This window comes from Pseudoclavibacter sp. 8L, assembly GCF_902506465.1.
Taxonomy (GTDB): Bacteria; Actinomycetota; Actinomycetes; order Actinomycetales; family Microbacteriaceae; genus Pseudoclavibacter.
Genome location: NZ_LR733203.1, coordinates 1 through 20,941, shown reverse-complemented (window position 1 = coordinate 20,941; position 20,941 = coordinate 1). Strand labels below are relative to the sequence as shown.

The window sequence follows — 20,941 nt, the reverse complement described above, 5'->3', positions numbered from 1 at the left end:
GCGCGACGGGGCCGGGGCGGCTGAGCTGGCGGGGTGGGCGGAAGGTGCTGGGCCGGTGGCGCCTGATACCCGGAGGGGGCGCGCTGCGTGGCCCAGGTCTCCGTCGGCTCCGGCGTCTGATGCTGCGCCGGCGCGGGCACGTGCTGGCCGAGCTGCTGCGTGTTCTGCCCCTGCCCCTGGCGCGGAGCCGGAGCGGCATCCGCCCCGAGGTGCCCGGCGGCTCCTCCGAGGAGCCTCGCGTGGTCGGCCGCGAGCAGCGCGTCGCTTGCCTGGCTCCTGCCCTGCTGCTCCTCCCGGAGTCGTGCCTGCTCGGCTCGAGCCAGCTGGTCCTGCCGCGCCGCGTGGGCCTTCGCCCTGGCCTGCTCGTTCGCCGCGACGATGAACTCACCGCGGGCCAGGAGCGGGCCGCGCGCCTGCGCGCCGAGGTCGAGAAGATGGCTGATGACCGCCGAGTCGCGGGTGAAGCCGCAGGCGGGGCAGGACGGCCCTGGAGCGCCGTAGGTCTCGAAGCACGAAGGGCATTTGCTCGGGTCGGTGAGATCGCCGAGCGTCTTCGGGAACCGTGGCCTCTGGGCTTGTCTGCCCACTCCTGCGTCAGTCACTCTGCGTCTACCCCCGGGGTTGTCTGGGCGTCAGCCTAGCGAGCGAGCCGCGAGGATGCCGTTCTCCGGACAAGAATGGGGAGGCGAAAGCGGGAGCGGGGGAGGACTGACCGGCCAGATCAGCCGGGCAGTCGGGCCCGAGACGCGCTCAGGCGCTGACGAACGGGAGGCGCTTGCGCCAGTGGCTGATCGAGACGGCGATGCGAGACGACGTCTGCCCGTCCCACTCGACCGCGAGGCCGTTGCTGCGCATGGTCGTGGCCACGAGGCGTCCGAGCTGGTGCTCCGCTTCCGCGCGCTCTTCCGTCGTCTGCGAGGCGCTGGCCGCGAACGTGCCGAACGCGAGGAGCAGCTCCGCGTCGTCGCCTGCGAGGCGCTCCGCGTCCTGCTGGTGGAAGAAGACGTAGCCGACGTGCTTGCCGATGGTCCTCTCGGCCTCGATCTCGGCGTGCCCGCAGTTCTGGCAGCAGGCGAAGTTCATGCGCGCGACGACGCCGGCCTGCTCGAGGTCGGCGAACGCGGCTCGGAGCTTCTCGTAGTCGCCTTCGCTGGCCCAGTCGCGCTGGCAGTCGGCGAGGTCGTCCCAGGTGGCGGTGACGATCCGCTCGATCTCATCGGGACGGACGGGCAGCGCCTCGTCCTCGGCGAACGAGCCAGCGGTCTCGAGGGCCTCGTCGAGGGAGACGAAGCCGGGTCGGATGAGTTCGACGGTCCGAGCGCGGAGGGTTTCCCGCGCGTTGTGAACGCCGTGCGGCTGGTGCTCGGCCTGGGGGGTGCTCGAGGCTGGGCGGAGGTACTTGAACAGATCCACGGCGGAGACTCTACGTCTCCACGGGTGGAACGTCCAACCGTGAGCTGTTCAGGGTCGCCTTCCCGCTGAGTCTGCGGGCGCTTTCCGGCGGGCTCGGGCGAGACTTGGCGTATGACTGAATGGAATGTGCGCCCTGTCACTGCGTCGGACGAGCCGGAATGGCGGGAGCTCTATCGCGGCTACCGAGCGTTCTACGGGGTTCCCGCCGACGAGGCCAAGATCGACACCGTCTGGTCGTGGCTGAGCGACGAGGCCCACGAGTCGCACGGGTTCGTCGCGGTCGATGCGGAGGGTCACCTGGGCGGCATCGCGCATGTGCGTCGCTTCGCTCGGCCGCTCTCCGCCACCACGGGGCTGTACCTCGACGACCTCTTCACCTCCCCGGCGGTCCGCGGCGGCGGCGCGGGCCGGGCCCTCCTGCTGCACCTCGGCGAGTACGCCAAGGATGCTGGCCTCAGCGTCGTGCGCTGGATCACGGCGGAGGACAACGCGACGGCTCGGCGTCTCTACGACTCGGTCGCGAAGCAGACGGCGTGGGTGACCTACGACATCGTGTCGTGACCTCTCAACGCTCGGTCGCGACGGCGTCTCTCGGCGTTCACCGAATCGCGAGAGACTGAGCCTCATCGAGCCGGAGCTCGACACTTCGACGAGGAAGGCCCCTCATGCCGACACGCCTCAGCCGTCTGCAGCGCGATCGCGCGCCCCGGCCGACTCGCGACGAGCTCTACGCTGCAGGCAAGGCGCTCCGCAAGACGCAGCCGCACGTCGAGCACGCCATCTTCGTCCCGGGCGAGCGCAACCCCCGGGCGATCCTCGCCGAGCAGAATGACGCGAGACTGCCAGAGCTCGTGGCGCTGCGCATGGGGCGGATGCTCGACAGCCCGTTCACGTTCTATCGCGGCACTGCCGCGATCATGGCGCACGACCTGTCACAGGGGGCGAGCACCGGCATCCAGGTGGTGGCGTGCGGCGACGCGCACCTCAGCAACTTCGGGCTTTTCGCCTCGCCGCAGCGCACGCTCGTGTTCGACCTCAACGACTTCGATGAAGCCGCGTCTGCGCCGTGGGAGTGGGATCTGAAGCGGCTCGTGGCGAGCGTGGTCGTCGGTGCCCGAGACCTCGGACTCACCGAGGAGCAGACGAGGAAGGCGGCGAGGAGGGCCGCGGCCGCCTACCGGGAGGGGATGCGCGAGATGGTCGGCCACTCGGTCCTCGACCGCTACTACCTGCGGCTCGACACCGACGTGGCGCATCCCTCGTTCAGGACGGAGGCACAGGACGTGCTCGCGAAGGCGACGAAGAGCGCCAGGAAGCGCACGTCGCAGAAGTTCGTCGACAAGCTCACGGAGCGTGCGGCCGACGGCACCAGGCTCATCGTCGAGAACCCGCCCGTGATGACGCACATCTCACCCGAAGCCGAGGCGCGCGTCGAGGAGCTCTTCGAGCGGTACCGTGCGACGGTCGGCACCGACGTGGCGTTCCTGCTCGGCAACTTCACGCTCACGGACGTCGCGCGGCGGGCTGTCGGGGTCGGGAGCGTCGGCACCCGGTGCTTCATCCTGATCCTGACGGGGCCAGGCGGGGAGGCGCTCGTGCTGCAGGTCAAGGAGGCGCCGCCGTCGGTGCTCGAGGCCTACGGTCACGTCGACCCGAGGAGGCTCCTCCAGGCGCGATCGCGCCGCGAGTACGACGAACTCGGAGAGGGGTACCGGGTGGTGAGCTGCCAGCGCATCCTGCAGGCGGTCTCCGATCCGTTCCTCGGCTACCTGCGCTTCGAAGATGAGGACGGCGTCCCAAGGGACTTCTACGTGCGGCAGTTCAGGGACATGAAGGGCTCGGTCGACCTCGACCAGCTCACGCCCTCGGAGTTCTCGAAGTACGGGGAGGCGTGCGGCACGCTCCTCGCACGCGCCCACGCGCAGAGCCCCATCGCGCCGATGATCGCCGGGTACCTCGGCAAGAGCGGCTCGTTCGACGGCGCGATGGCCGAGTGGGCGATCGGCTACGCCGAGCAGTCCGCGCTCGACTACGCGGAGCTCCTCGCGGCCAGAGACCGCGGGGAGCTCGAGGCGGTCTCCGACCGCTGAGGGTCGCGTGCGCTGCATCGCCTCGCTTCTCCGACCGCCGGTCCGGGATCCTAGGAAGCGCGGCGCTGCTGTGCGTCGGTGACCGCGTCCGCTGAGTCGAAGGCGCTCGGCGGCTCCGGCGCGAGCCATCCGTGCTCGCGGAGCGCGGCCACGGCGGCCTCTCGCGCCGAGTACGGCACGATGCGGCCGTCGACCTCGACATCGGCCCGGTGCCCGTGCCCGCCGACGAAGATCAGGTCTCCGACCTCGGCCAGCGCGACCGCGTGGTCGATACCGGTGGCTGAGTCGGCGATCTCGTAGAGCTCACGCTCGGGGAACTCGGCGCGGATCGTCTCGACGAGGGTGCGGCGGATGCCGTCGGGGTCTTCCGTTCGCGGGTTGTAGTCGGTGACGATGACGACGTCAGACTCCTCACTCGCGGCGCGCGCCATCTCCGGGCGCTTTCCCTTGTCTCGGTCGCCGTCGGCGCCGAAGATCATGAAGAGCCGGCCGGGGGTGAAGGGACGGAGGGCTTGCAGTACCGCGCGGAAGGACGCTGCCGTGTGCCCATAGTCGACGTAGACGCGCAGCTCCGACTCGCCGGAGACGAGATCGAGGCGACCCGGCACAACGGGGTGGAGCCCGTCAGTGGCGCTCAGTGCCTCGCGAATCTGCTCCAGCGACGCGAGCCCGGTGCCGATGACGGAGACGATCGCGAGCGCGAGGTCGAGCGCCGTGAAGGCGCCGGGGAGGCCGATGCTGGAGGTGAGCTCCTCGCCGTTCGGGCCCCGCAGGGTGAAGTCGGTGCGTTCGAGGCCCTCGGCGTCGATGTGCAGCACCCAGTCGGCGTCGTCTGCGCCCTCCGCCGTGTCTCGTGCGACCGTCACGACGGGGATCAGCGACTCGGCCGCCGCGCGGCGCCCCCACTCGTCTTCGATCGCGATGACGCCGCGCTTCGCGTGCCTCGGCGTGAAGAGCACCAGCTTCGACGCGAAGTAGTTCTCCAGCGTGCCGTAGACGTCGAGGTGGTCCTGCGAGAGGTTCGTGAAGATGGCGCTCTCGAAGGGCAGGCCGTCGACCCGTCCACCGTCGAGGCCGTGCGAGGAGACCTCGATCGCGGCCGCCTGCACGTCGTCCTCGGTCATCCGAGCGACGAGGCCGTGCAGGTAGTCGGACTCGGGCGTCGTGAGCCGACCGGAGAGGCGGGTCTCGAGCCGCGCGTCGCCCACGATGCGCTCGACGGTTCCCGAGAGTCCGGCCTTGATGCCGAGCGAGAGGAAGAGCGCGTGCAGGAGGTAGCTCGTGGTCGTCTTGCCGTTGGTGCCGGTCACCGCGAAGAGCTGTGGTGTGGCGATCCCGGTGCCGAAGACGGTCGACGCGGCGACGCTCATGACCACGCGCGGGTTCTCGACGACGATGGCGGGCAGGTCGAACTCGGCTGCCTTGGCTGCGCCGGCCTTGTCGGAGAGCACGGCGACCGCACCGGCCCGAACGACCGCTGGCAGGAAGTCTGCGCCGTGCATCCGTGCCCCGGGAATCGCGACGTAGAGGTCACCTGGGCGGATGCGGCGGGAGTCGCTCGAGACCCCGGTCACCGTGATGGCGTCGCTCGCGGGGGAGGTGATCCCGCCGGTCGCAGCCGCGATCGTGGCAAGGGGAACAGCGTGCGGGCTGTTGGGGCGTGCGAGATCTGACTGCAATGGTGTTCCTCTCGGAGGGCGCTGGGGCGCGGCGGGTGGCCTTCACTGCAACGCCTCGGCCGACGCCGGTGCGAAGGACCTCAGTCACGCCAACGTGCAGATAACAAGAAGATAACGACGCCGCATATGCGGGTCACATGACGAACATGTGAGTCGTCTATGCGTGGCGCATGAGCCAACGAAAAAGACCCCCTCGAGAGGGGGCCTTGTCTGGCTCGATGCTGTAGGAGGATGCTGGTCGGGGTGACAGGATTCGAACCTGCGACTTCCCGCTCCCAAAGCGGGCGCTCTACCAAGCTGAGCTACACCCCGGTGCCGATCGCGCGGCGAACCGGAGGCAATGCTACCGGACTCCCGGGGCCACGCGGACCACATCCACGGCCGCGACTCGCTGGTGGAGGGTGGAGTTCACGGACCTCGCCGAGATGGGGTAGCATTCTCTTCGTCCCGATTCGGGGCTGTAGCTTAGTGGTAAAGCCTCTGTCTTCCAAACAGATGATGCGAGTTCGATTCTCGTCAGCCCCTCCAGAGAAAAGCCCGGTCAAGCCAGAGATGGCTCGGCCGGGCTTCGTGCTTCCACGCCCCCTCGGCTACTGCAGCAGCTCCCTGATGTCCTCGGCCGAGAGCTCGGTGCTGAACAGTTCGTCGTCATCGATGACAGCGTTGAAGAGCTTCGACTTGCGATCCTTGAGCGCCATGACCTTCTCCTCGATCGTGCCCTCCGCGATCATCCGGTAGACCATGACGCGACGCTCCTGCCCGATGCGGTGCGTGCGGTCGATGGCCTGCTCCTCGCTCGCCGGGTTCCACCACGGGTCGAGCAGGAACACGTAGTCGGCCTCCGTCAGGTTGAGGCCGAACCCGCCCGCCTTGAGGCTGATGAGGAACACGGGGGCCGTTCCCTCCTTGAACGAGGCGATGACCTCTGCCCGCTTCGTCGTGGCGCCGTCCAGGTACACGTAGGGGATTCCCTCGGCCTCGAGGCGCTTGGCGACGAGCTTGAGGTACGAGGTGAACTGGCTGAAGACCAGCGCCCGGTGCCCCTCGGCGGCGACATCCGTCAGGTGCTCCAGCAGCGCCTCCAGCTTGCTGGAGGGCACTGTGTCCGGCGGCATGCCGTCGAGACCCGCCTGGATGAGCGCGGGGTCGAGCGCCAGGAGCCGCAGCAGTGTGAGTGAGCGGAACACGATGAATCGGTTCTTGTCGAGGTCCTCGAGCAGTCCGAAGAGCTTCTGGCGCTCGCGTTGCAGGTAGAGGTCGTAGAGCTCGCGGTGCTCCTCGCTGAGTTCGATGAAGAGCGTCTGCTCCTGCTTCTCCGGCAGCTCGGGTGCGACGCGCTCCTTCGTGCGTCTGAGCAGGAAGGGGCGGATGCGCGCTCGCAGTCTCGCGAGCCGCTTGGCTCGCACCTCGGCGCTCGCGGGCTCGCTCAGTCCGGCACCGACACCATCGCTCACGCCGTGCCGCTTGCCTTCGATCGTGCGCACGTACTCTTCCCCGAATCGCCTCGCCGAGGGGAACAGGCCAGGGGCGGTGATCGCGAGGAGCGCGTGCAGCTCGGTCAGCGAGTTCTCGAGGGGCGTGCCCGTTATGGCGAGCTTGAACGGCACCTCGAGCTCCCTCGCGCATTCGCTCACGAGCGAGCTCGCGTTCTTCACGAACTGGGCCTCGTCGAGGACGAGTCCCGACCATCCGGTGTCTTCGGCGACGCCGCGGTAGGCCTCGAAGTCGAGCCGGAAGAGGGCGTAGCTCGTGACGACGATGCTTGCTCCGTCGGCGACGTCCGCGACGCGGCGCCCTGAGCTGGCCTGGGTCGCGTCGATGATGCGCGTCGTGAGCTCGGGGGTGAACCTGGCGGCCTCCGACATCCAGTTCGAGACGACCGAGGTCGGTGCGACGACCAGCAGCGGCGCCGGCTCGCGCCCATCGGCAGCCTGCTCGCGTGCGTGCTGCACCAGGGCGAGGGTCTGCAGGGTCTTCCCGAGGCCCATGTCGTCGGCGAGGATGCCGCCGAGCTTGTTCCGCCACAGGAACGCGAGCCAGTTGAGGCCCTCCTGCTGGTACGGGCGCAGCGCTGCGTGGAGGCCCCGGGGAGGTTCGACGGGCGAGGGGGCGTCCTCCCGCAGCTCACGAAGCAGCTCGCGCCATTCGACGGCTGGCTCGGCCTCGTCGGCGAGGTCTTCGAAGTCGGACCAGAGGCTGGCGTGCCTTCGACTGATCTGCAGACGGTTCGGCTCCCATTCGTTCAGGCCCTGCGCTTCGCTGATGAGTTCGCGCAGCGGCTCGAACGCCGGGTGCTTGAGGGAGAGGTAGCTGCCGTCGATGAGCAGCAGTCTCGGCTTCCCGAGCGCGAGGGCCTTGAAGAGCTTCGTGAAGGGGATCACCTTGCCGTCGACGGTGACGGTGACCCCGAGGTCGAACCAGTCGTGCCGCTCGGTGGGCACGGTCGTGACGGTCAGGTTCGGGGCTCCGCGGAGCTCCCGGTAGGCGGGCGGCGTGCCGACGGTCTCGATGCGGATGCCCGGGAGTCGTTCCAGCAGCGGCAGAGTCTCTGCGGCGAAGCGTGCTGCCTCGATCTGCGAGAGGGTGACCCGAGCGGGCAGGGCTCCGGGGGAGTCGACGTCCTCCGGCATCCAGTCGCGTGGGAGCATGCCTTCCTCCAGCACGCTCGAGAGTGCGGGCGGCGCGGCGAGGGACCGCGGGTTGGCCCACCTCCAGCGCAGCTCGATGCTGTGCCGGGGGCCGAACGTCGTGGTGAGGATGAGCTCGGGAGGTGTCGGCTCAGGGATGCGGACCGACGAGTCTGCGCTGCCCAGCCGCAGGTGCGCCGCGAGCTCTGGTAGGTGTGAGCGTTCGAATTCGTCGGCGTCGTCGCTCGGTACCGTGAACTCGGTCCTGCGGGCGCGTCCGGGATCGAGGAGGGTCAGCTGCTGGCGGGAGAGCCTCGTGTCGCTCTTCGCGAGGCGGATGCGGTCGGGCTCGTCGGCGTCGAAGGTGTAGAAGCCGTGGTCGCCGACCGGTCGGGTCGTCTCGAAGTCGGCGGGCGCATCCCCGATGGTGAGGAGCGGCGCCACCGTCAATCCGCTCGGGGTCCGCTTGGCGTCGAGCGTGAGGCTCGAGCCGGCTTCGAGCGTGATGCTGGCGCGCTTGCCCGTGCCGACGAAGGTGATGTCCAGGCTGATGGCCTCCTGGAGCATCGTCCAGATCACAGGGCTCTGCGCCTCGTCGAGGAAGAGCCATTCGCTGTCCTGGCCCGGTTCTGGCGGGCGCGCGGCTCGGTGCACCGCGAAGAACTGCGCGAACCACGCCTGGTGCCGCGGGTCGAGGTCTCGACGCCCGCGCAGGTGCTGCAGCTTCGCCCAGGTGAGATCGCCTTTCACCCACTTGCCACGAACCCCTTGCATGACGGGTCGTGCCCCGAGCCGGAGCTCGTCGAGCGCCGTTGCCGCACCGTCGTCGCCCGTGAACGCGCGGCGTGACGTGGGTCCGTTCCAGCGGTACATGGTGCGCGGGATGAGCTCACGCACTTCGAACTGCAGGGCAAGCGGCACGACGCGTTCGGAGGCGTTGCTCTCCACCGGGGCGGCAGGCTGCTCGAGGAGTCGCCCGAGTGCGCTGCGCCAGGACGCCTGCGTGGGACTCTCGCTCGGATTGGTCACCGGTGCAGTCTACGAACCACCACCCCCACCGGTCTTGCCTCGGCGCTCCGTGCGGCGTAACGTACAACCAAATGGTTACACAACAGCTCAGTCAGGACGACGTCAGCCGCATCTTCCAGGCCCTGGCGGATACGACGAGGCGCGACATCCTCACGCGCGTGCTGCGCGAGGAGCAGTCTGTGACCGCCCTCGCCGAGGCCTACGCGATGAGCTTCGCGGCCGTGCAGAAGCACGTCGCCGTGCTCACGAGCGCAGGCCTCACGGTGAAGCGGCGGCGAGGCAGGGAGCAGCTGGTTCGTGCCGACCGGGCGACGATCGCCCAGGCGACGCGGCTCCTCGAATCCTACGAGCGGCTCTGGCGCGACCGAGCGTCCCGCATCGACGCGCTCCTCGCCGACGACGACGAGAGCGCACCACCACCCCCGCGCGCCGACGCTGGCGAGCGGTGAACGAAGGAGAGAGCATCATGCCCGTCATCTCAACGCAGAAGGACGCGGATCAGCGCACGCTGACCGTCGTCACCGAGCACGCCGCGACCCCAGAGCGCGTCTGGCAGCTGTGGGAGGACCCCCGCCAGCTCGAGCGCTGGTGGGGCCCGCCGACCTGGCCGTCCACAGTCGACTCGTTCGAGTTCGCGCCTGGTGGCAGGGTCGTGTCGCACATGACGGGACCGGACGGCACGACGGCGGGGGAGTGGTGGGAGTTCGTCAGCATCGAACCGCACCACACGCTGTCGTTCGACAACGGGTTCGCGCACGACGACGGCTCGCGGAACCTCGACCTGCCCGTCACGCGCTGCACCGTCACGATCGAGGCTGCCGGCGACCTCACTCGCATGACCACCGTCTCCGTCTTCGCGTCTCCGGCAGACTTCGACGGCGTCATCGAGATGGGCATGGCCGAGGGCATGACGGAGGCCATGGGACAGATCGACGCCGTCCTCGCTGGCTGAATCGTCGTGCTCAGCACAGCGGCGCTCGTCGCGGCGGGAGGCCGCGACGAGCGCCGCGTGGGTTTCGGATCGGACTCTGCCTACTTGTTGACCTTGCCGACGAGGTGCTCGCCGGCGGCGACGCGTTCCGCGTCGTCACTGCCGGGGATGACGTTGCCGCGCAGCGAGCGCCCGGCGGTCTCCTTGAAGGTCAGCACCGAGATGAGACCGATGAGTCCGGCACCCGCGAGGTAGAACCCCGGGATGAGGACGTTGCCGGTCTGGTCGATGAGCCAGGTGTTGGCCGAAGCCGCGGTTCCGCCGAAGATCGCCGTCGAGATGTTGTAGCCGATCGCGAAGCCCGAGTAGCGCACCGCGGTCGGGAACAGCGCGGGCAGCGTCGACGAGATGGTCGAGATGATCATGACGAGGAACAGTCCGAGGATGCCGAGGCCCGCGATCTGCGCGATGAGCGATCCGGTCTGGATGAGCATGACCGCCGGCACGGAGAAGACGGTGAAGCCGATGCTCGCGGCGATGAGCTGCGGTTTTCGGCCGATGCGGTCGGAGAGGGCCCCGAACGGCACGATCACGGCCATCATGAGGAGCTGGATGACCACGAGCGAGAACGTCGATTCGGCGGTGCTCTGGTCGAGGGTCGTCGACAGGTACGTCGGCATGTAGGTCAGCACGAGGTAGAAGGCGACGTTGATGAGGATCACGAAGCCGAAGAGCTTCAGCACCTGCATCGGGTAGTTCTTCAGGAGCGACACGAGCGCGCCGATGGCGGTCTGCTTCTCGCCGGGCTCCTGGGCGTCATCGACGAACGTCTCGGACTCGCTCAGGTGGCGGCGCATCCACAGGGCGACGAGGCCGAGGGGGAGCGTGAGCAGGAACGGCAGGCGCCACCAGCCCTCGAGCATCCCGTCGTCGCCGACGATGAAGGCGAGCGTGGTGCACAGGATGGCGGCGGCGCTTGCACCGGCGAGCGTGCCGAACTCGAGGAACGAGCCGAAGAAGCCGCGCTTGTCATCAGGCGCGTGCTCCGACATGAAGATCGCCGCGCCGGCGTACTCGCCGCCGGCGGAGAAGCCCTGCAGCATGCGGAGCAGGATGAGCAGGATGGGCGCTGCGAAGCCGATCGAGTCGAACGACGGGAGGAGGCCGATCGCCGCCGTCGAGAGGCTGATCATGATGATCGTGAAGACCAGCACCTTCTGGCGGCCGATGCGGTCGCCGAGCGGGCCGAGCACGATGCCGCCGAGGGGGCGCACGAGGAACGAGACGGCGAAGGTCGCGAAGGTCAGGATGAGGGCGAGCGCGCCACCCTGGTCGTCGCTGAACGTAAAGAACAGCTGCGACACGTAGATTGCGAGGTAGCCGTAGATGCCGTAGTCGAACCACTCGATGGCGTTGCCGATCGCGGAACCGGCAACCGACCTCCGCGCCGTCTTGCGTTGGATTGGTGTGAGGTCGATCTCGCGGGTCAGGGGTGCAAGGGTGGCACCGGGGCCACCTCTGCTGGACTGATCAGAGGACATGGGGGTGCTCCTTGCTGAATTTTCCACACGGGTGATGCCCAAGCACAGCGCGCGGACCTGGGTGTTACCGGGATGCCTCCGCGAGACGAAGCGCTATCAACGCGTATGCGCGCGCGGCGACGAGGAGCTCGTCGGTCCGGACGCGCTCCTCCGGCTGGTGCGCCTGCGACTTCACGTCGCCCGGCCCGAGGATGACGACAGGGATCTCGTGGTGACGGGCGATGAAGCCGCCCTCGCAGGCCGCGCTCCACCCGCCGATGCTCGAGGAGCCGCCGGCGTCGCTGACGGCCTGCACCGCTGCGGCCGGCACCACGGAGTCGGGTGGCGTCAGGAACCCAGGCATGGCCATGTCGAGGTGGCCCGTGACGGTGATGCGCTCGCCGTTGAGCATCCCGCTCCCGGCGATGGCTGCGCGGATGCGCGTGAGTACGTCCTCGAGGATGCGTTCCGGTTCCTCGTCGGGGAGCACGCGTCGATCGACGTAGAGCGTGCACTCCTCGGCGACGATCGACGTGCCGTGCCCGCCGGCGATCATGCCGACGTTCCAGCTGCCGGTGCCGATGAGGCCGGGGATGGCGGCAGTCTGCTGCGCGATGCGCCTGGCGTCGTCCTCGATGGCCTGCACCGCGATGGCGGCCGCGGCGATGGCGCTGGCCCCGTCGGCCGGGTTGCCGGCGTGCGCCGCCGCGCCGCGCAGCGTGATGATGAAGTTCGTGGCGCCTCGGCAGGCGACGACGGTATCGAGGCCCGTGGGCTCGGCGACGATGCACGCCGAGTATGGCGCGATCTCCTCGTCGTCGCTCACCGCGACGGCGGTCGGAGCGTCGGCGATGTAGCGGAGGGCGCCGGTCGCAGTGTCCTCCTCATCGACCGTGCAGAGGAGCGCGAGGCGAACCTCGGGTCGCTCGGCGTGCACCGCCGACATCGCCGCGACGACCGCCGCGAGACCGCCCTTCATGTCGACGGCGCCGCGGCCGATGAGCATGCCATCGATGAGACGCGGCTCGAAGGGGTCGCCGAGCCAGCCGACGCCCGCTGGGACGACATCGCTGTGCCCGAGGAAGAGGAGCGCTGGTCCGTCGCCACCGCCCAGCTCGGCGAGCAGGTTGTGTCGCCCCGGGGCGACCTCGGTGAGCGTGACCTGAGCGCCGGCCCGCTCGCACAGCGACGTGAGGACCTCGACGGTCGCCGCTTCTGTCTCGCCAGGGTTCTCGCCGCGTGCCCTGATCAGCTCCGCCGTGTCGGCGACGATGCTCTCCAGGTCGAGCCGCGAGAGCGCCGACGCCTCCGTCTGGCTCACCCCGCTCATGCAACTCCCTTCACGATGAGCTCGCGGGGAGCGCGGGTGAGGACCTCGACGCCCGTCTCGGTGATGCGGATCGACTCGGAGACCTCGAAGCCGAAGCCCGTCATCCACATGCCGGCCATGAGGTGGAACGTCATGTTGGGCTTGAGCACGGTCTCCTCGCCAGAGCGGATGCTGACCGTATGCTCGCCCCAGTCGGGTGGGTAGCCGATGCCGATCGAGTAGCCGAGTCGGGAGGCCTTGCTGAGCCCCTGCTTCGCGAGCTGGGCGTCCCAGGCCGCGACGGCCGCATCCGGAGTCTGGCCTGGGCGGAGCAGCTCGAGGGCCGCCTCGAACCCGTCGAGGGTCGTCGCCGCCACCCGCTGCAGCTCCTCGCTCGGGGTGCCGAGGCTCACGGTTCGCGCGAGCGGAGCGTGATAGCGGCGGTGCGCGCCAGCGAGCTCGAGGGAGACCGCCTCCCCGGCGACGATCTCCGCGCTCGACCACGTGAGGTGCGGCGTATCCGCCCCCTCCCCGGCCAGCATCATCGGCACGATCGACGGGTAGTCGCCCTCAGACGCCCCGACTCCCGCGGCCTGCGCCGCCTGGATCTCAGCGGCGACGTCGCTCTGTCGTCTGCCGCCGCGCAGCGCGTTGATGCCGACCGTCATCGCGTTCGAGCTCACGGCGGCCGCGGTCCGCATGAGGGAGATCTCCGCCTCCGACTTCACGAGACGCACCCAGTTGACCAGCTCCCCGCTGTCGACGAGGTCCCACTCGGGAAGGCGGCGCTGCAACGTCAGGAACGAGCGAACCGAGAAGAAGTGCGCCTCTGACTCGTAGCCAACCCGCATACGCCGATCTGCCTGGCCCCGCTCCCGCAGCTCGGTCGCCGCCCAGTCCATGGGGTGCACCTCCGCCCGGTGCACGAGGCTCTCGGGGTAGCCGGCGACCTGCTCGCTCGGCAGCCAGGTGGTGTGGTGCGCGCCATGCGCATCCATCGCCCGCATGACGAGGAGGAGCTCACCATCGGCCGGTACGTAGAGGAACTGCGGCATGTAGAACGACCAGGCGTTGTAGCCCGTCAGGTAGTAGAGGTTCGCGGGGTCGGTGACGAGCAGCGCGTCGAGGCCGGCGTCGCTCATGCGAACCCGAGTGTTCGCGAGCCTCACGTCGAACTCCTCGCGGCTGAAGTCTGCTGGCTGCGACATCTCGCTCCCTCTGTTGCGGCGGTCCCGAGAATCTACTCGCTCGCGGAGCCGGTCGAGTGCATGTAGTTCAATGGATGCGCGATCACTGCCCCGTCCGTCGCCCCGAGGAGCTCACGTGCCAGACAACTCGACACCAGAAGATCCTGAGAAGGACGGCGAGGTCGACTACTCGCAGCGCGACTACCAGGCCCCATCCGGCTACCGTGCACCCGACTTCGTCTCGAAGTGGGCGGCGCAGGACAGCAGGGGCGACGAGCAGCGGCTGGAGGACGAGCGACGCGAGGCGGAGCGCGACGCCGAGGATGCGGCCGAGGATCCCTACGCCGCTCCGCAGGAGCACACGCAGACCTTCGACACCCCGCCTGGGCTGCCCGACCCACCGCGCACGCTCGAAGAGCTCGATGAGGCCATCAGGCGCGATGCCGCCTCCCAGACGCCGGGATTCGTCGTCCCGGGCGCGGGAAGCAGCGAGGAGCTCACGCAGTCGGCCGACGGGCAGCTGGACCGGCAGGAGCTGCTGCAGCGTGTCGCCACCGACAGCAGCTCCCTCCTCGCGAACCGAGCTCGCGACGTGCAGCGGGCGGCCTCGGCTGGCGGGTCGGGGAGCATCGCCAAGCGCCTCGGCGACCTCGCATCCGCACCACCGAGCCAGATCCCAGGAGCCCCGGCCGCCGCATCCGCCTCGACGGCCGGAGGCGGGGCGACGGGCACCGCGAAGAAGAAGGGCGGGGGCGCCTGGTTCGGGCTCATCGCCGCGATCCTGGCCCTCACGTTCGCGATCTCGGGGATCTCGTTCATCGCCTGGGTGCTCGTCGTGGTCTCGCTCATCTCGAGCATCGGCCTCCTCCGCGCGGGCGGCGGGCGGCGGGCCGTCGGGGTCATCACCCTCCTCCTGACCGTCATCGCGCTCGTGATCCAGCTGATCGGGTCGACCGGCGGCTCGATCCGGGGCGCCGTGACCGAGCTGTCCGGGGGCACGGGCACCCTCGACCTCAACGGAACGGCAAGCGTCTCCGGCACCGGCAACGCGCGGTTCGACGTCGTCCTGCCCGATGGCGCCGACGACATCGGCCTGCTGCAGGTCGAGTTCGAGGGCGAGCAGCTGCGCATCTACGACGTCGACGCCGAGGGCGAGCAGATGGGCAGCTCCTCGGTCAGCGCATACTCCGACTACTCGGGCCTCGCCGTCATCAACGACTGGATGGACGACGAGTTCCGGGCCATCGACATCGAAGCGGAAGGGGAGTGGACCGTGACGCTCGTCTCCGTCGACACGCTCCCCTCGTTCGACGCCGAGTACTCGGGGACGGGCCAGGAAGTGCTCCTCTACGACGGTGCCGGGGGCGACGCGACCTTCACGTTCGAGCCAGACCAGAGCGTCACGATCGACACGTTCGGCGCGGACGGCTGGTACGAGAACATCAGCGAGGTGACGTCCCTCACGCGGCCGTTCGAGGCCGGCCCGACGATCATCCGCATCGAGCCGTACGAGGAGGAGACCACCTGGAGCATCAGCTTCGACGGCGCCGCGCCGTCGCCGACGCCGACGCCCTGACTCGCTGCGCTCAGTCCTGCCGGCGATACCGCAGCTCGGGGCGCCCGCGCTTGCCGTAGACCGGCTCCAGCTGGGCGAGTCCTCGCGCACAGAGGTGGTCGAGGTAGCGACGGGCCGTGACCCGAGAGAGGCCGCAGCGCTCGGCGACCTCGAGCGCGGATTGCCACTCGGGATGCAGCTGCGACGCGACGAGCTTGATGGTCGGCTCCGACAGCCCCTTCGGGAGCGGGCGGCTGCGGCCAGGTGGTTGTGCCTGCGCTCCCTGCCGGTCGCCGCCCGTCGTCTGCGCGCCCGCACGGCGAGCGAGCATCCCGTCGATGTCCTGCTGTCGCAGCGGCGAGGTCTGGGCCGGCGTGGACGCCCGGGGCGGAGCGACGGTGCGGGTGTCGCGGTAGTTGGCGAGGCGCGCCTCGAAGTTCGCCTTCGAGAACGGCTTCACGAGGTAGTCCGAGATGCTCGCCGTCGCGAGCTGAGCGACAGAGAGCCGGTCGTTGGCCGAGGAGATGATGATGGCGTCGAACGAGTCCCCGAGGAGGTGGCGCAGGCGACGCAGCACCTCGACGCCGCTGAAGTCGGGCAGGTGCACGTCGAGCAGCACGAGGTCGATGTCCGTGCTCGCGGCGACCTCGAGGGCTTCCTCTCCGGTTCCCGCCACCGCGACGACCTCGAAGCCGTCGACGCCCGCGAGCATCCGCTCGTGCAGGCGCCTGACGGCGGTCTCGTCGTCGACGATGAGGGTGCGGATCGTGGTCACTGGTCCATCCTCCCAGTGCTCGCCGCTTCCGAATCCGCGTCAGCCCGCGTGCTCGCGTTCGGAAGCGTCGCGACGAAGCGGGCCCCGCCGAGCTCGCTGTCCGCGATGACGAGCGCACCGCCGTGCGCCTCGGCGAGGCGGCGCACGAGCCCGAGGCCGACGCCGCGAGGGATCTCGAGGCCGTCCCTCGTCTCGGTGGTCTTCGTCGAGAAGCCAGCCTCCGTGATCCGGTCGCGCAGCTCTGGAGCGATGCCCGGCCCGCTGTCGTCGACCTGGATCCGGAGTCCATCAGCCTCCTCCTCGATGGCGACGCGGACGACCCCGTGCTCGCCCTGTGTCTCGACGGCGTCGACGGCGTTGCGGACGAGGTTGCTGAGCACCGTGGCGGCATCGTCGCCGAAGGCGAGCCCCGTTCCCGTGCGGTCCTCGATCTCGACGTCGGCCTGCAGGTGCCCGCCGTGCTCGCAGAGGCGCGCGCTCGCGGCGGCCAGGATGGCGCGGACACGCACCGGGGCATCTGCGAGCGTCTCCTCGAGATCGGGCGCCGCGGCGAGCGAATCGACGGGCGTGAGCGTGCGGATGTAGTCGAGCGCCTCCTCGCGCTCGTCGACCTCGATGAGGCCGAACAGCACATGCAGGCGGTTGGAGAACTCGTGCGTCTGCTCGCGCAGCGCGGACGCCAGACGGCGCTGCGTCTCGAACTCCTGCGCCGCGACGGTGAGCTGGTCGAACCGGCGGCCGAGGAGGAGGGAGACTCCCGCGGCGCAGGCGAGACCGAACAGGCCTGCGCCGACAACCCAGGGGACGACCTGCCAGATGCGTTCCTCGAGCTGCGCCGAGATGGAAGATTCGAGGATGCCGACCGAGGCGGTGCCGACGACGACGCCGTCGCGCCAGACCGGCACCTTCGCGCGCAGGGTGGGGCCGACCGTGCCGACCTCGGTGCCGACGAAGGTCTCCCCGCCCAGCGCGATGCTGGGGTCGGTGGAGACGAGTTCACCCCGCCGCTCCGGCACGGGGTGCGTGATGCGGATGCCCGCATCGTCGGTGATGACGACGTAGTCGACTCCTGCCGACTCGGAGACGAGGTCCGCCAGTGGCTGCAGCGTCGCACCGGCATCCGGGGACCCGACCGCCTCGACGACGGCAGGCAGCTCGGCGAGGCTCATGGCGACGTCGAGCGCGCGCTCCCCGGTCTCCTCGCGGATCGAGGTGTGCTGCACCTGGAGGGCGACGAGCAGCGTCGTGAGCATGCAGATCGCCACGATGGAGAACTGCACGGCGACGAGTGTGATCACGCGCGGTCCGCGCAGCGCCGTCAGGCCGCCGATTCGTGCTCTGTCCATCCCTGCACCCCCTCGTGTCCCGACTCTCGGCGACGGTCCCGCGTGTCCACAAAGACCACAAAGGCCAGAACCCGCCGACGGTCACCGCCGGTGCAATCGTAGACAGAAGCGCAGACCAGCGCGGCGACAGAGTCGTTGCCAACGGAAGGAATACTCCATTGAGTAGAACAAGACTCCCGAACAAGCTGCTCACCTCTCTCTTCGCGATCATCACGGTTGCCGTCCTCGGCTTCGCGGTCGTGGATGCGAGCAGTGCGGGTGCCGGAGCCTCGGCCAGGAGCAAGCTCACGATCATGGCACCGGCCGCCCCAGGCGGCGGCTGGGATGCCTTCGCACGCGAGGCGCAGCAGGCGATGCGGGCGAACGGCATCGTCAACAACGCCCAGGTCGTGAACGTGCCAGGCGCTGGTGGAACGATCGGCCTCAGCCAGCTCCTGCAGATGCAGGGTCGCGACGACCTGCTCATGGTGACGGGCGGCGTCATGGTCGGCGCGACGGTCCTCTCGAACACGGGGGAGTCCCTCGCAGACACCGTGCCCATCGCGCGCCTCGCCGACGACTACAACGCGCTCGTGGTGCCGGCCTCATCGCCGTACACCACCCTCGAGGAGTTCGTCGAGGGCATGAAGGCGGACCCGGGCAAGCACTCGATCGCCGGCGGCTCGCTCGGCGGCATCGACCACCTGCTCAGCGGAATGCTGGGCAAGTCGATCGGCGTCGACCCCAAGGACGTCAACTACGTCGCCTACTCGGGCGGCGGCGAGGTGCTCTCCTCGCTCCTGTCCAGCACCACGGCGGCGGGCCTGTCCGGCTACAACGAGTTCAGGGACCAGATCGAAGCGGGCACCCTCAAGGCGCTCGCCATCTCGGCTCCGGAGCCCGTCGACGGCATCGACATCCCCACCTTCAAGCAGGAGGGCGTCGACGTCGCGATGGTCAACTGGCGCGGAGTGGTCGCCCCTCCCGGCATCGACGACGCGACTCGCGACGAGCTCATCGACATCGTCACCGAGCTCGAGAACAGCCCCGAATGGGCGGAAGCGCTCGACCGGAACAACTGGACGGACAGCTTCCAGCCCGGCACCGATTTCGAGGACTTCCTCGTCGGTGAGACAGATCAGGTCACCGCACTCGTGAAGGAGCTCGGACTATGAGTACGCTGCAGAATCCACGCGAGGCGCAGAGCTCGCGTGAGACGGACGGGCCCGGAACGGGCAGCATCTCGACTGAGGGCCGCTCGTGGTGGCACGGCCGCGGCGAGCTCGGCGTCGCCGCCTTCGTCTTCGTCTTGGCCTGCGTCTTCGCGATCGGCACGGCCACCATGGATGTACCGGCGACGGCCGGAGTCCCCGGCCCGCAGTTCTTCCCGACGATCGTCGTCATCCTCCTCTTCATCGTCTCCATCGCGCTCGCGATCACGGTCATCCGCAAGCCGGCCCGCGACGACGAGGACGAGGCCGGGCAGATGCTGGAGATGTCGCCCGAGCTGCTCGAGGACATCGGGCAGATCGACACGACGTCCGAGATCCGAGTGGTCACGGCCGCGGCGGGCGAAGAGCGCAAGAAGCGCACGGGCACCGACTGGAAGACGCTCGGCATCGTCTTCGCCGCACTCGCGGGAACAGCGCTGCTGCTCGAACCGCTCGGCTGGATCATCACCGCCGCCGTGCTGTTCTGGGTCGTCGCGTACGCCCTCGGCAGCAAGCGCCACCTCTTCGACATCGGAGTCGCGTTCCTCTTCTCGTCACTTGTGCAGCTGTCGTTCTCGGCGGGCCTCGGCCTCACGCTGCCGTCCGGAATCCTGAGCGGAGTCCTCCCATGGATCAGCTGACCCACCTCCTCGAGGGCTTCACAGTCGCCCTCACCCCCATCAACCTGCTGTGGCTCCTCATCGGCGCCGTGCTCGGCACCGCCGTCGGCGTCCTGCCCGGTCTCGGCTCCGCGATGGCCGTCGCCCTCCTCCTGCCCGTCACGTTCAGCCTCGACCCGACCGGCGCGTTCATCATGTTCGCGAGCATCTACTTCGGTGGGCTCTTCGGCGACTCGACGTCGGGGATCCTCCTCAACACCCCTGGCAACTCCTCGGCCATCGCCACGACGTTCGAGGGGCACAGGATGGCGAAGGACGGCCGGGCCGCCAAGGCACTCGGCACGTCGGCGATCGGCGCGTTCATCGGCGGCACCATCGCGACGGCACTCGTCGTGTTCTTCTCGCCGTTCCTCGTCCAGCTCGCCACCCAGTTCGGCCCCGCCGAGTACTTCGCGCTCGCGGCGTTCGCGTTCGTCGCGATCTCCTCGGTCGTCGCAGATTCCGTGATCCGCGGCCTCATCGCGCTCGGCATCGGCCTCGCGATCGCCCTGGTCGGCGTCGACGGCCCGTCTGGCGCTGCCCGCTTCACGATGGATCTGCCGCAGTTCTTCGATGGCATCTCGATCATCGTCGTGACCGTCGGACTGCTCGCGATCGGCGAGGTCCTGCACGTCGCCAGCCGCATCCACCGCGAGGGCGGGCTCACGAAGATCCCCGCGTCCGGCTCGCCGTACCTCAACCTGCGCGAGTTCAAGCAGGCACTGCCTGCGTGGCTGCGCGGCACGGCCTACGGTGTGCCGTTCGGTGCGATCCCCGTCGGCGGGTCCGAGGTTCCGACGTTCCTCGCCTACGGCACGGAGAAGCGGCTCGCGAAACGCCGCAACGACCCCGACTTCGGCACGCGCGGCTCCATCCAGGGTGTCGCCGCGCCGGAAGCCGCCGGCAACGCGACGGCGGGCACCGCGATGGGCGCGCTCCTCGCGCTCGGGCTCCCGACGTCGGCAACGGCGGCCATGATGCTCGCCGCATTCCAGCAGTACGGGATGCAGCCGGGACCGCTGCTCTTCGAGCGCAGCGGCGACCTCGTCTGGCCCCTGCTCGCGAGCCTCTTCGTCGGCCTCCTCATCCTGCTCATCATCAACCTGCCGTTCGCGGCAGTGTGGGCGAAGCTGCTGCTCATTCCGCGCCACTACCTGTACGCGGGGATCACGGGCTTCGCGATGCTGGGCGTGTACGCCATCGCCTCCTCGGCCGTCGACCTGTGGCTGGCGATCGCCATCGGCGTCTTCGGGTTCGTCATGCGCCGGTACGCGATCCCGCTCGCACCCGTGCTCATCGCGGCCATCCTGGGACCCCTCGCGGAGACCGAGCTGCGGCGAGCGCTCGCCGTCAGCGAGGGCGACCTCGGCATCCTGATCGACTCGCCCATCACGATCGCCATCTACGTGCTCATGGTCGGGGCGATCGTCATCAGCGCCGTCCAGCACCTGCGCACCCGCACCCGCGAGAAGCTGATCCTGAAAGCGAAGACGGAGGCCGTCGCCGTGCAGGCCGCAGAGCGCGAGAACGCGAAGTAGGCGAGCTGCGTCGGAAGACACGCCGCGACGGGCGGGTGGATGCGCGAGAGCGCCCCACCCGCCCGTCGCCCTGTCCCCGTCCCCGTCTTTGCT

General features: G+C 69.3%; 16 protein-coding genes, 2 tRNA genes and 1 pseudogene. 9 read left to right on the top strand and 10 right to left on the bottom strand.

The features are described from left to right. Both GV007_RS17770 and GV007_RS17765 read right to left on the bottom strand, forming a co-directional pair. A pseudogene (locus tag GV007_RS17770) lies at positions 1-602 on the bottom strand (hypothetical protein); the annotation flags it as partial. 148 nt (positions 603-750) lie between these two features. Then, a complete protein-coding gene (locus tag GV007_RS17765; protein ID WP_160074993.1) occupies positions 751-1,413 on the bottom strand; it encodes a DUF6891 domain-containing protein in 663 nt (220 codons plus the stop codon). Between the two features lie 111 nt (positions 1,414-1,524). On the opposite strand from GV007_RS17765, the gene GV007_RS17760 reads away from it, so the two are divergent. Both GV007_RS17760 and GV007_RS17755 read left to right on the top strand, forming a co-directional pair. Further along, the gene (locus GV007_RS17760; RefSeq protein ID WP_160074991.1) at positions 1,525-1,974 is read left to right on the top strand and encodes a GNAT family N-acetyltransferase; all 450 of its coding nucleotides are present in this window, start codon (positions 1,525-1,527) and stop codon (positions 1,972-1,974) included. 104 nt (positions 1,975-2,078) lie between these two features. Beyond that, entirely contained in the window at positions 2,079-3,503 is a 1,425-nt protein-coding gene (locus GV007_RS17755; protein WP_160074989.1) for a DUF2252 domain-containing protein, read from the top strand. 50 nt (positions 3,504-3,553) lie between these two features. On the opposite strand, the gene GV007_RS17750 is transcribed toward GV007_RS17755, so the two are convergent. Both GV007_RS17750 and GV007_RS17745 read right to left on the bottom strand, forming a co-directional pair. Continuing rightward, positions 3,554-5,182: a Mur ligase family protein gene (locus GV007_RS17750; protein WP_160074987.1), complete on the bottom strand. Its 1,629-nt coding sequence runs from the start codon at positions 5,180-5,182 to the stop codon at positions 3,554-3,556. A 235-nt stretch (positions 5,183-5,417) separates the two neighbouring features. Then, positions 5,418-5,494: transfer RNA gene (locus GV007_RS17745), tRNA-Pro, on the bottom strand. Between the two features lie 142 nt (positions 5,495-5,636). Here GV007_RS17745 and GV007_RS17740 point away from each other — a divergent pair. Beyond that, a tRNA-Gly gene (locus GV007_RS17740) sits at positions 5,637-5,710 on the top strand. Positions 5,711-5,772: 62 nt separating this feature from the next. Here GV007_RS17740 and GV007_RS17735 read toward each other — a convergent pair. Beyond that, on the bottom strand, positions 5,773-8,838 hold the full coding sequence (locus GV007_RS17735; RefSeq protein ID WP_160074985.1) for a DEAD/DEAH box helicase: 3,066 nt from the start codon (positions 8,836-8,838) through the stop codon (positions 5,773-5,775). A 71-nt stretch (positions 8,839-8,909) separates the two neighbouring features. Here GV007_RS17735 and GV007_RS17730 point away from each other — a divergent pair, with 71 nt between their 5' ends. Both GV007_RS17730 and GV007_RS17725 read left to right on the top strand, forming a co-directional pair. Continuing rightward, a complete protein-coding gene (locus GV007_RS17730; RefSeq protein WP_160074983.1) occupies positions 8,910-9,287 on the top strand; it encodes an ArsR/SmtB family transcription factor in 378 nt (125 codons plus the stop codon). Positions 9,288-9,304: 17 nt separating this feature from the next. Next, on the top strand, positions 9,305-9,790 hold the full coding sequence (locus GV007_RS17725; protein WP_160074981.1) for an SRPBCC family protein: 486 nt from the start codon (positions 9,305-9,307) through the stop codon (positions 9,788-9,790). An 80-nt stretch (positions 9,791-9,870) separates the two neighbouring features. Here the strand turns inward: GV007_RS17725 and GV007_RS17720 are convergent, their stop codons facing one another. From GV007_RS17720 to GV007_RS17710, 3 genes are all read right to left on the bottom strand, one after another. Then, the gene (locus GV007_RS17720) at positions 9,871-11,310 is read right to left on the bottom strand and encodes an MFS transporter (protein ID WP_104306295.1); all 1,440 of its coding nucleotides are present in this window, start codon (positions 11,308-11,310) and stop codon (positions 9,871-9,873) included. Between the two features lie 64 nt (positions 11,311-11,374). Next, a complete protein-coding gene (locus tag GV007_RS17715; protein WP_160074979.1) occupies positions 11,375-12,619 on the bottom strand; it encodes a M20 family metallopeptidase in 1,245 nt (414 codons plus the stop codon). Next, positions 12,616-13,806, bottom strand: coding sequence for a M24 family metallopeptidase (locus GV007_RS17710; protein WP_160074977.1), 1,191 nt, complete (start codon positions 13,804-13,806; stop codon positions 12,616-12,618). Before GV007_RS17710 ends, GV007_RS17715 begins: the two co-directional genes overlap by 4 nt. A gap of 115 nt (positions 13,807-13,921) precedes the next feature. Here GV007_RS17710 and GV007_RS17705 point away from each other — a divergent pair, with 115 nt between their 5' ends. Then, positions 13,922-15,361: a hypothetical protein gene (locus GV007_RS17705; RefSeq protein ID WP_160074975.1), complete on the top strand. Its 1,440-nt coding sequence runs from the start codon at positions 13,922-13,924 to the stop codon at positions 15,359-15,361. 10 nt (positions 15,362-15,371) lie between these two features. Here the strand turns inward: GV007_RS17705 and GV007_RS17700 are convergent, their stop codons facing one another. Beyond that, positions 15,372-16,115: a response regulator gene (locus GV007_RS17700; RefSeq protein WP_160074973.1), complete on the bottom strand. Its 744-nt coding sequence runs from the start codon at positions 16,113-16,115 to the stop codon at positions 15,372-15,374. Beyond that, complete coding sequence (locus GV007_RS17695) at positions 16,112-17,461, bottom strand: sensor histidine kinase (RefSeq protein ID WP_160074971.1); 1,350 nt, start codon at positions 17,459-17,461, stop codon at positions 16,112-16,114. Before GV007_RS17695 ends, GV007_RS17700 begins: the two co-directional genes overlap by 4 nt. 158 nt (positions 17,462-17,619) lie before the next feature. Here GV007_RS17695 and GV007_RS17690 point away from each other — a divergent pair, with 158 nt between their 5' ends. The 3 genes from GV007_RS17690 to GV007_RS17680 are packed head-to-tail and all read left to right on the top strand — an operon-like array spanning position 17,620 to position 20,848. Beyond that, complete coding sequence (locus GV007_RS17690; RefSeq protein ID WP_181062680.1) at positions 17,620-18,615, top strand: Bug family tripartite tricarboxylate transporter substrate binding protein; 996 nt, start codon at positions 17,620-17,622, stop codon at positions 18,613-18,615. Further along, complete coding sequence (locus GV007_RS17685) at positions 18,612-19,292, top strand: tripartite tricarboxylate transporter TctB family protein (RefSeq protein WP_160074969.1); 681 nt, start codon at positions 18,612-18,614, stop codon at positions 19,290-19,292. The genes GV007_RS17690 and GV007_RS17685 overlap by 4 nt, the downstream gene beginning before the upstream one ends. Then, positions 19,280-20,848: a tripartite tricarboxylate transporter permease gene (locus tag GV007_RS17680; RefSeq protein WP_160074967.1), complete on the top strand. Its 1,569-nt coding sequence runs from the start codon at positions 19,280-19,282 to the stop codon at positions 20,846-20,848. The genes GV007_RS17685 and GV007_RS17680 overlap by 13 nt, the downstream gene beginning before the upstream one ends. Positions 20,849-20,941 lie beyond the last annotated feature (93 nt).

Coding starts and splice junctions, on each gene's coding strand:
- GV007_RS17760 (WP_160074991.1), top strand. CDS start 1,525: ATGACTGAATGGAATGTGCGCCCTGTCACTGCGTCGGACGAGCCGGAA.
- GV007_RS17755 (WP_160074989.1), top strand. CDS start 2,079: ATGCCGACACGCCTCAGCCGTCTGCAGCGCGATCGCGCGCCCCGGCCG.
- GV007_RS17730 (WP_160074983.1), top strand. CDS start 8,910: ATGGTTACACAACAGCTCAGTCAGGACGACGTCAGCCGCATCTTCCAG.
- GV007_RS17725 (WP_160074981.1), top strand. CDS start 9,305: ATGCCCGTCATCTCAACGCAGAAGGACGCGGATCAGCGCACGCTGACC.
- GV007_RS17720 (WP_104306295.1), bottom strand. CDS start 11,310: ATGTCCTCTGATCAGTCCAGCAGAGGTGGCCCCGGTGCCACCCTTGCA.
- GV007_RS17715 (WP_160074979.1), bottom strand. CDS start 12,619: ATGAGCGGGGTGAGCCAGACGGAGGCGTCGGCGCTCTCGCGGCTCGAC.
- GV007_RS17710 (WP_160074977.1), bottom strand. CDS start 13,806: ATGTCGCAGCCAGCAGACTTCAGCCGCGAGGAGTTCGACGTGAGGCTC.
- GV007_RS17695 (WP_160074971.1), bottom strand. CDS start 17,461: ATGGACAGAGCACGAATCGGCGGCCTGACGGCGCTGCGCGGACCGCGC.
- GV007_RS17685 (WP_160074969.1), top strand. CDS start 18,612: ATGAGTACGCTGCAGAATCCACGCGAGGCGCAGAGCTCGCGTGAGACG.
- GV007_RS17680 (WP_160074967.1), top strand. CDS start 19,280: ATGGATCAGCTGACCCACCTCCTCGAGGGCTTCACAGTCGCCCTCACC.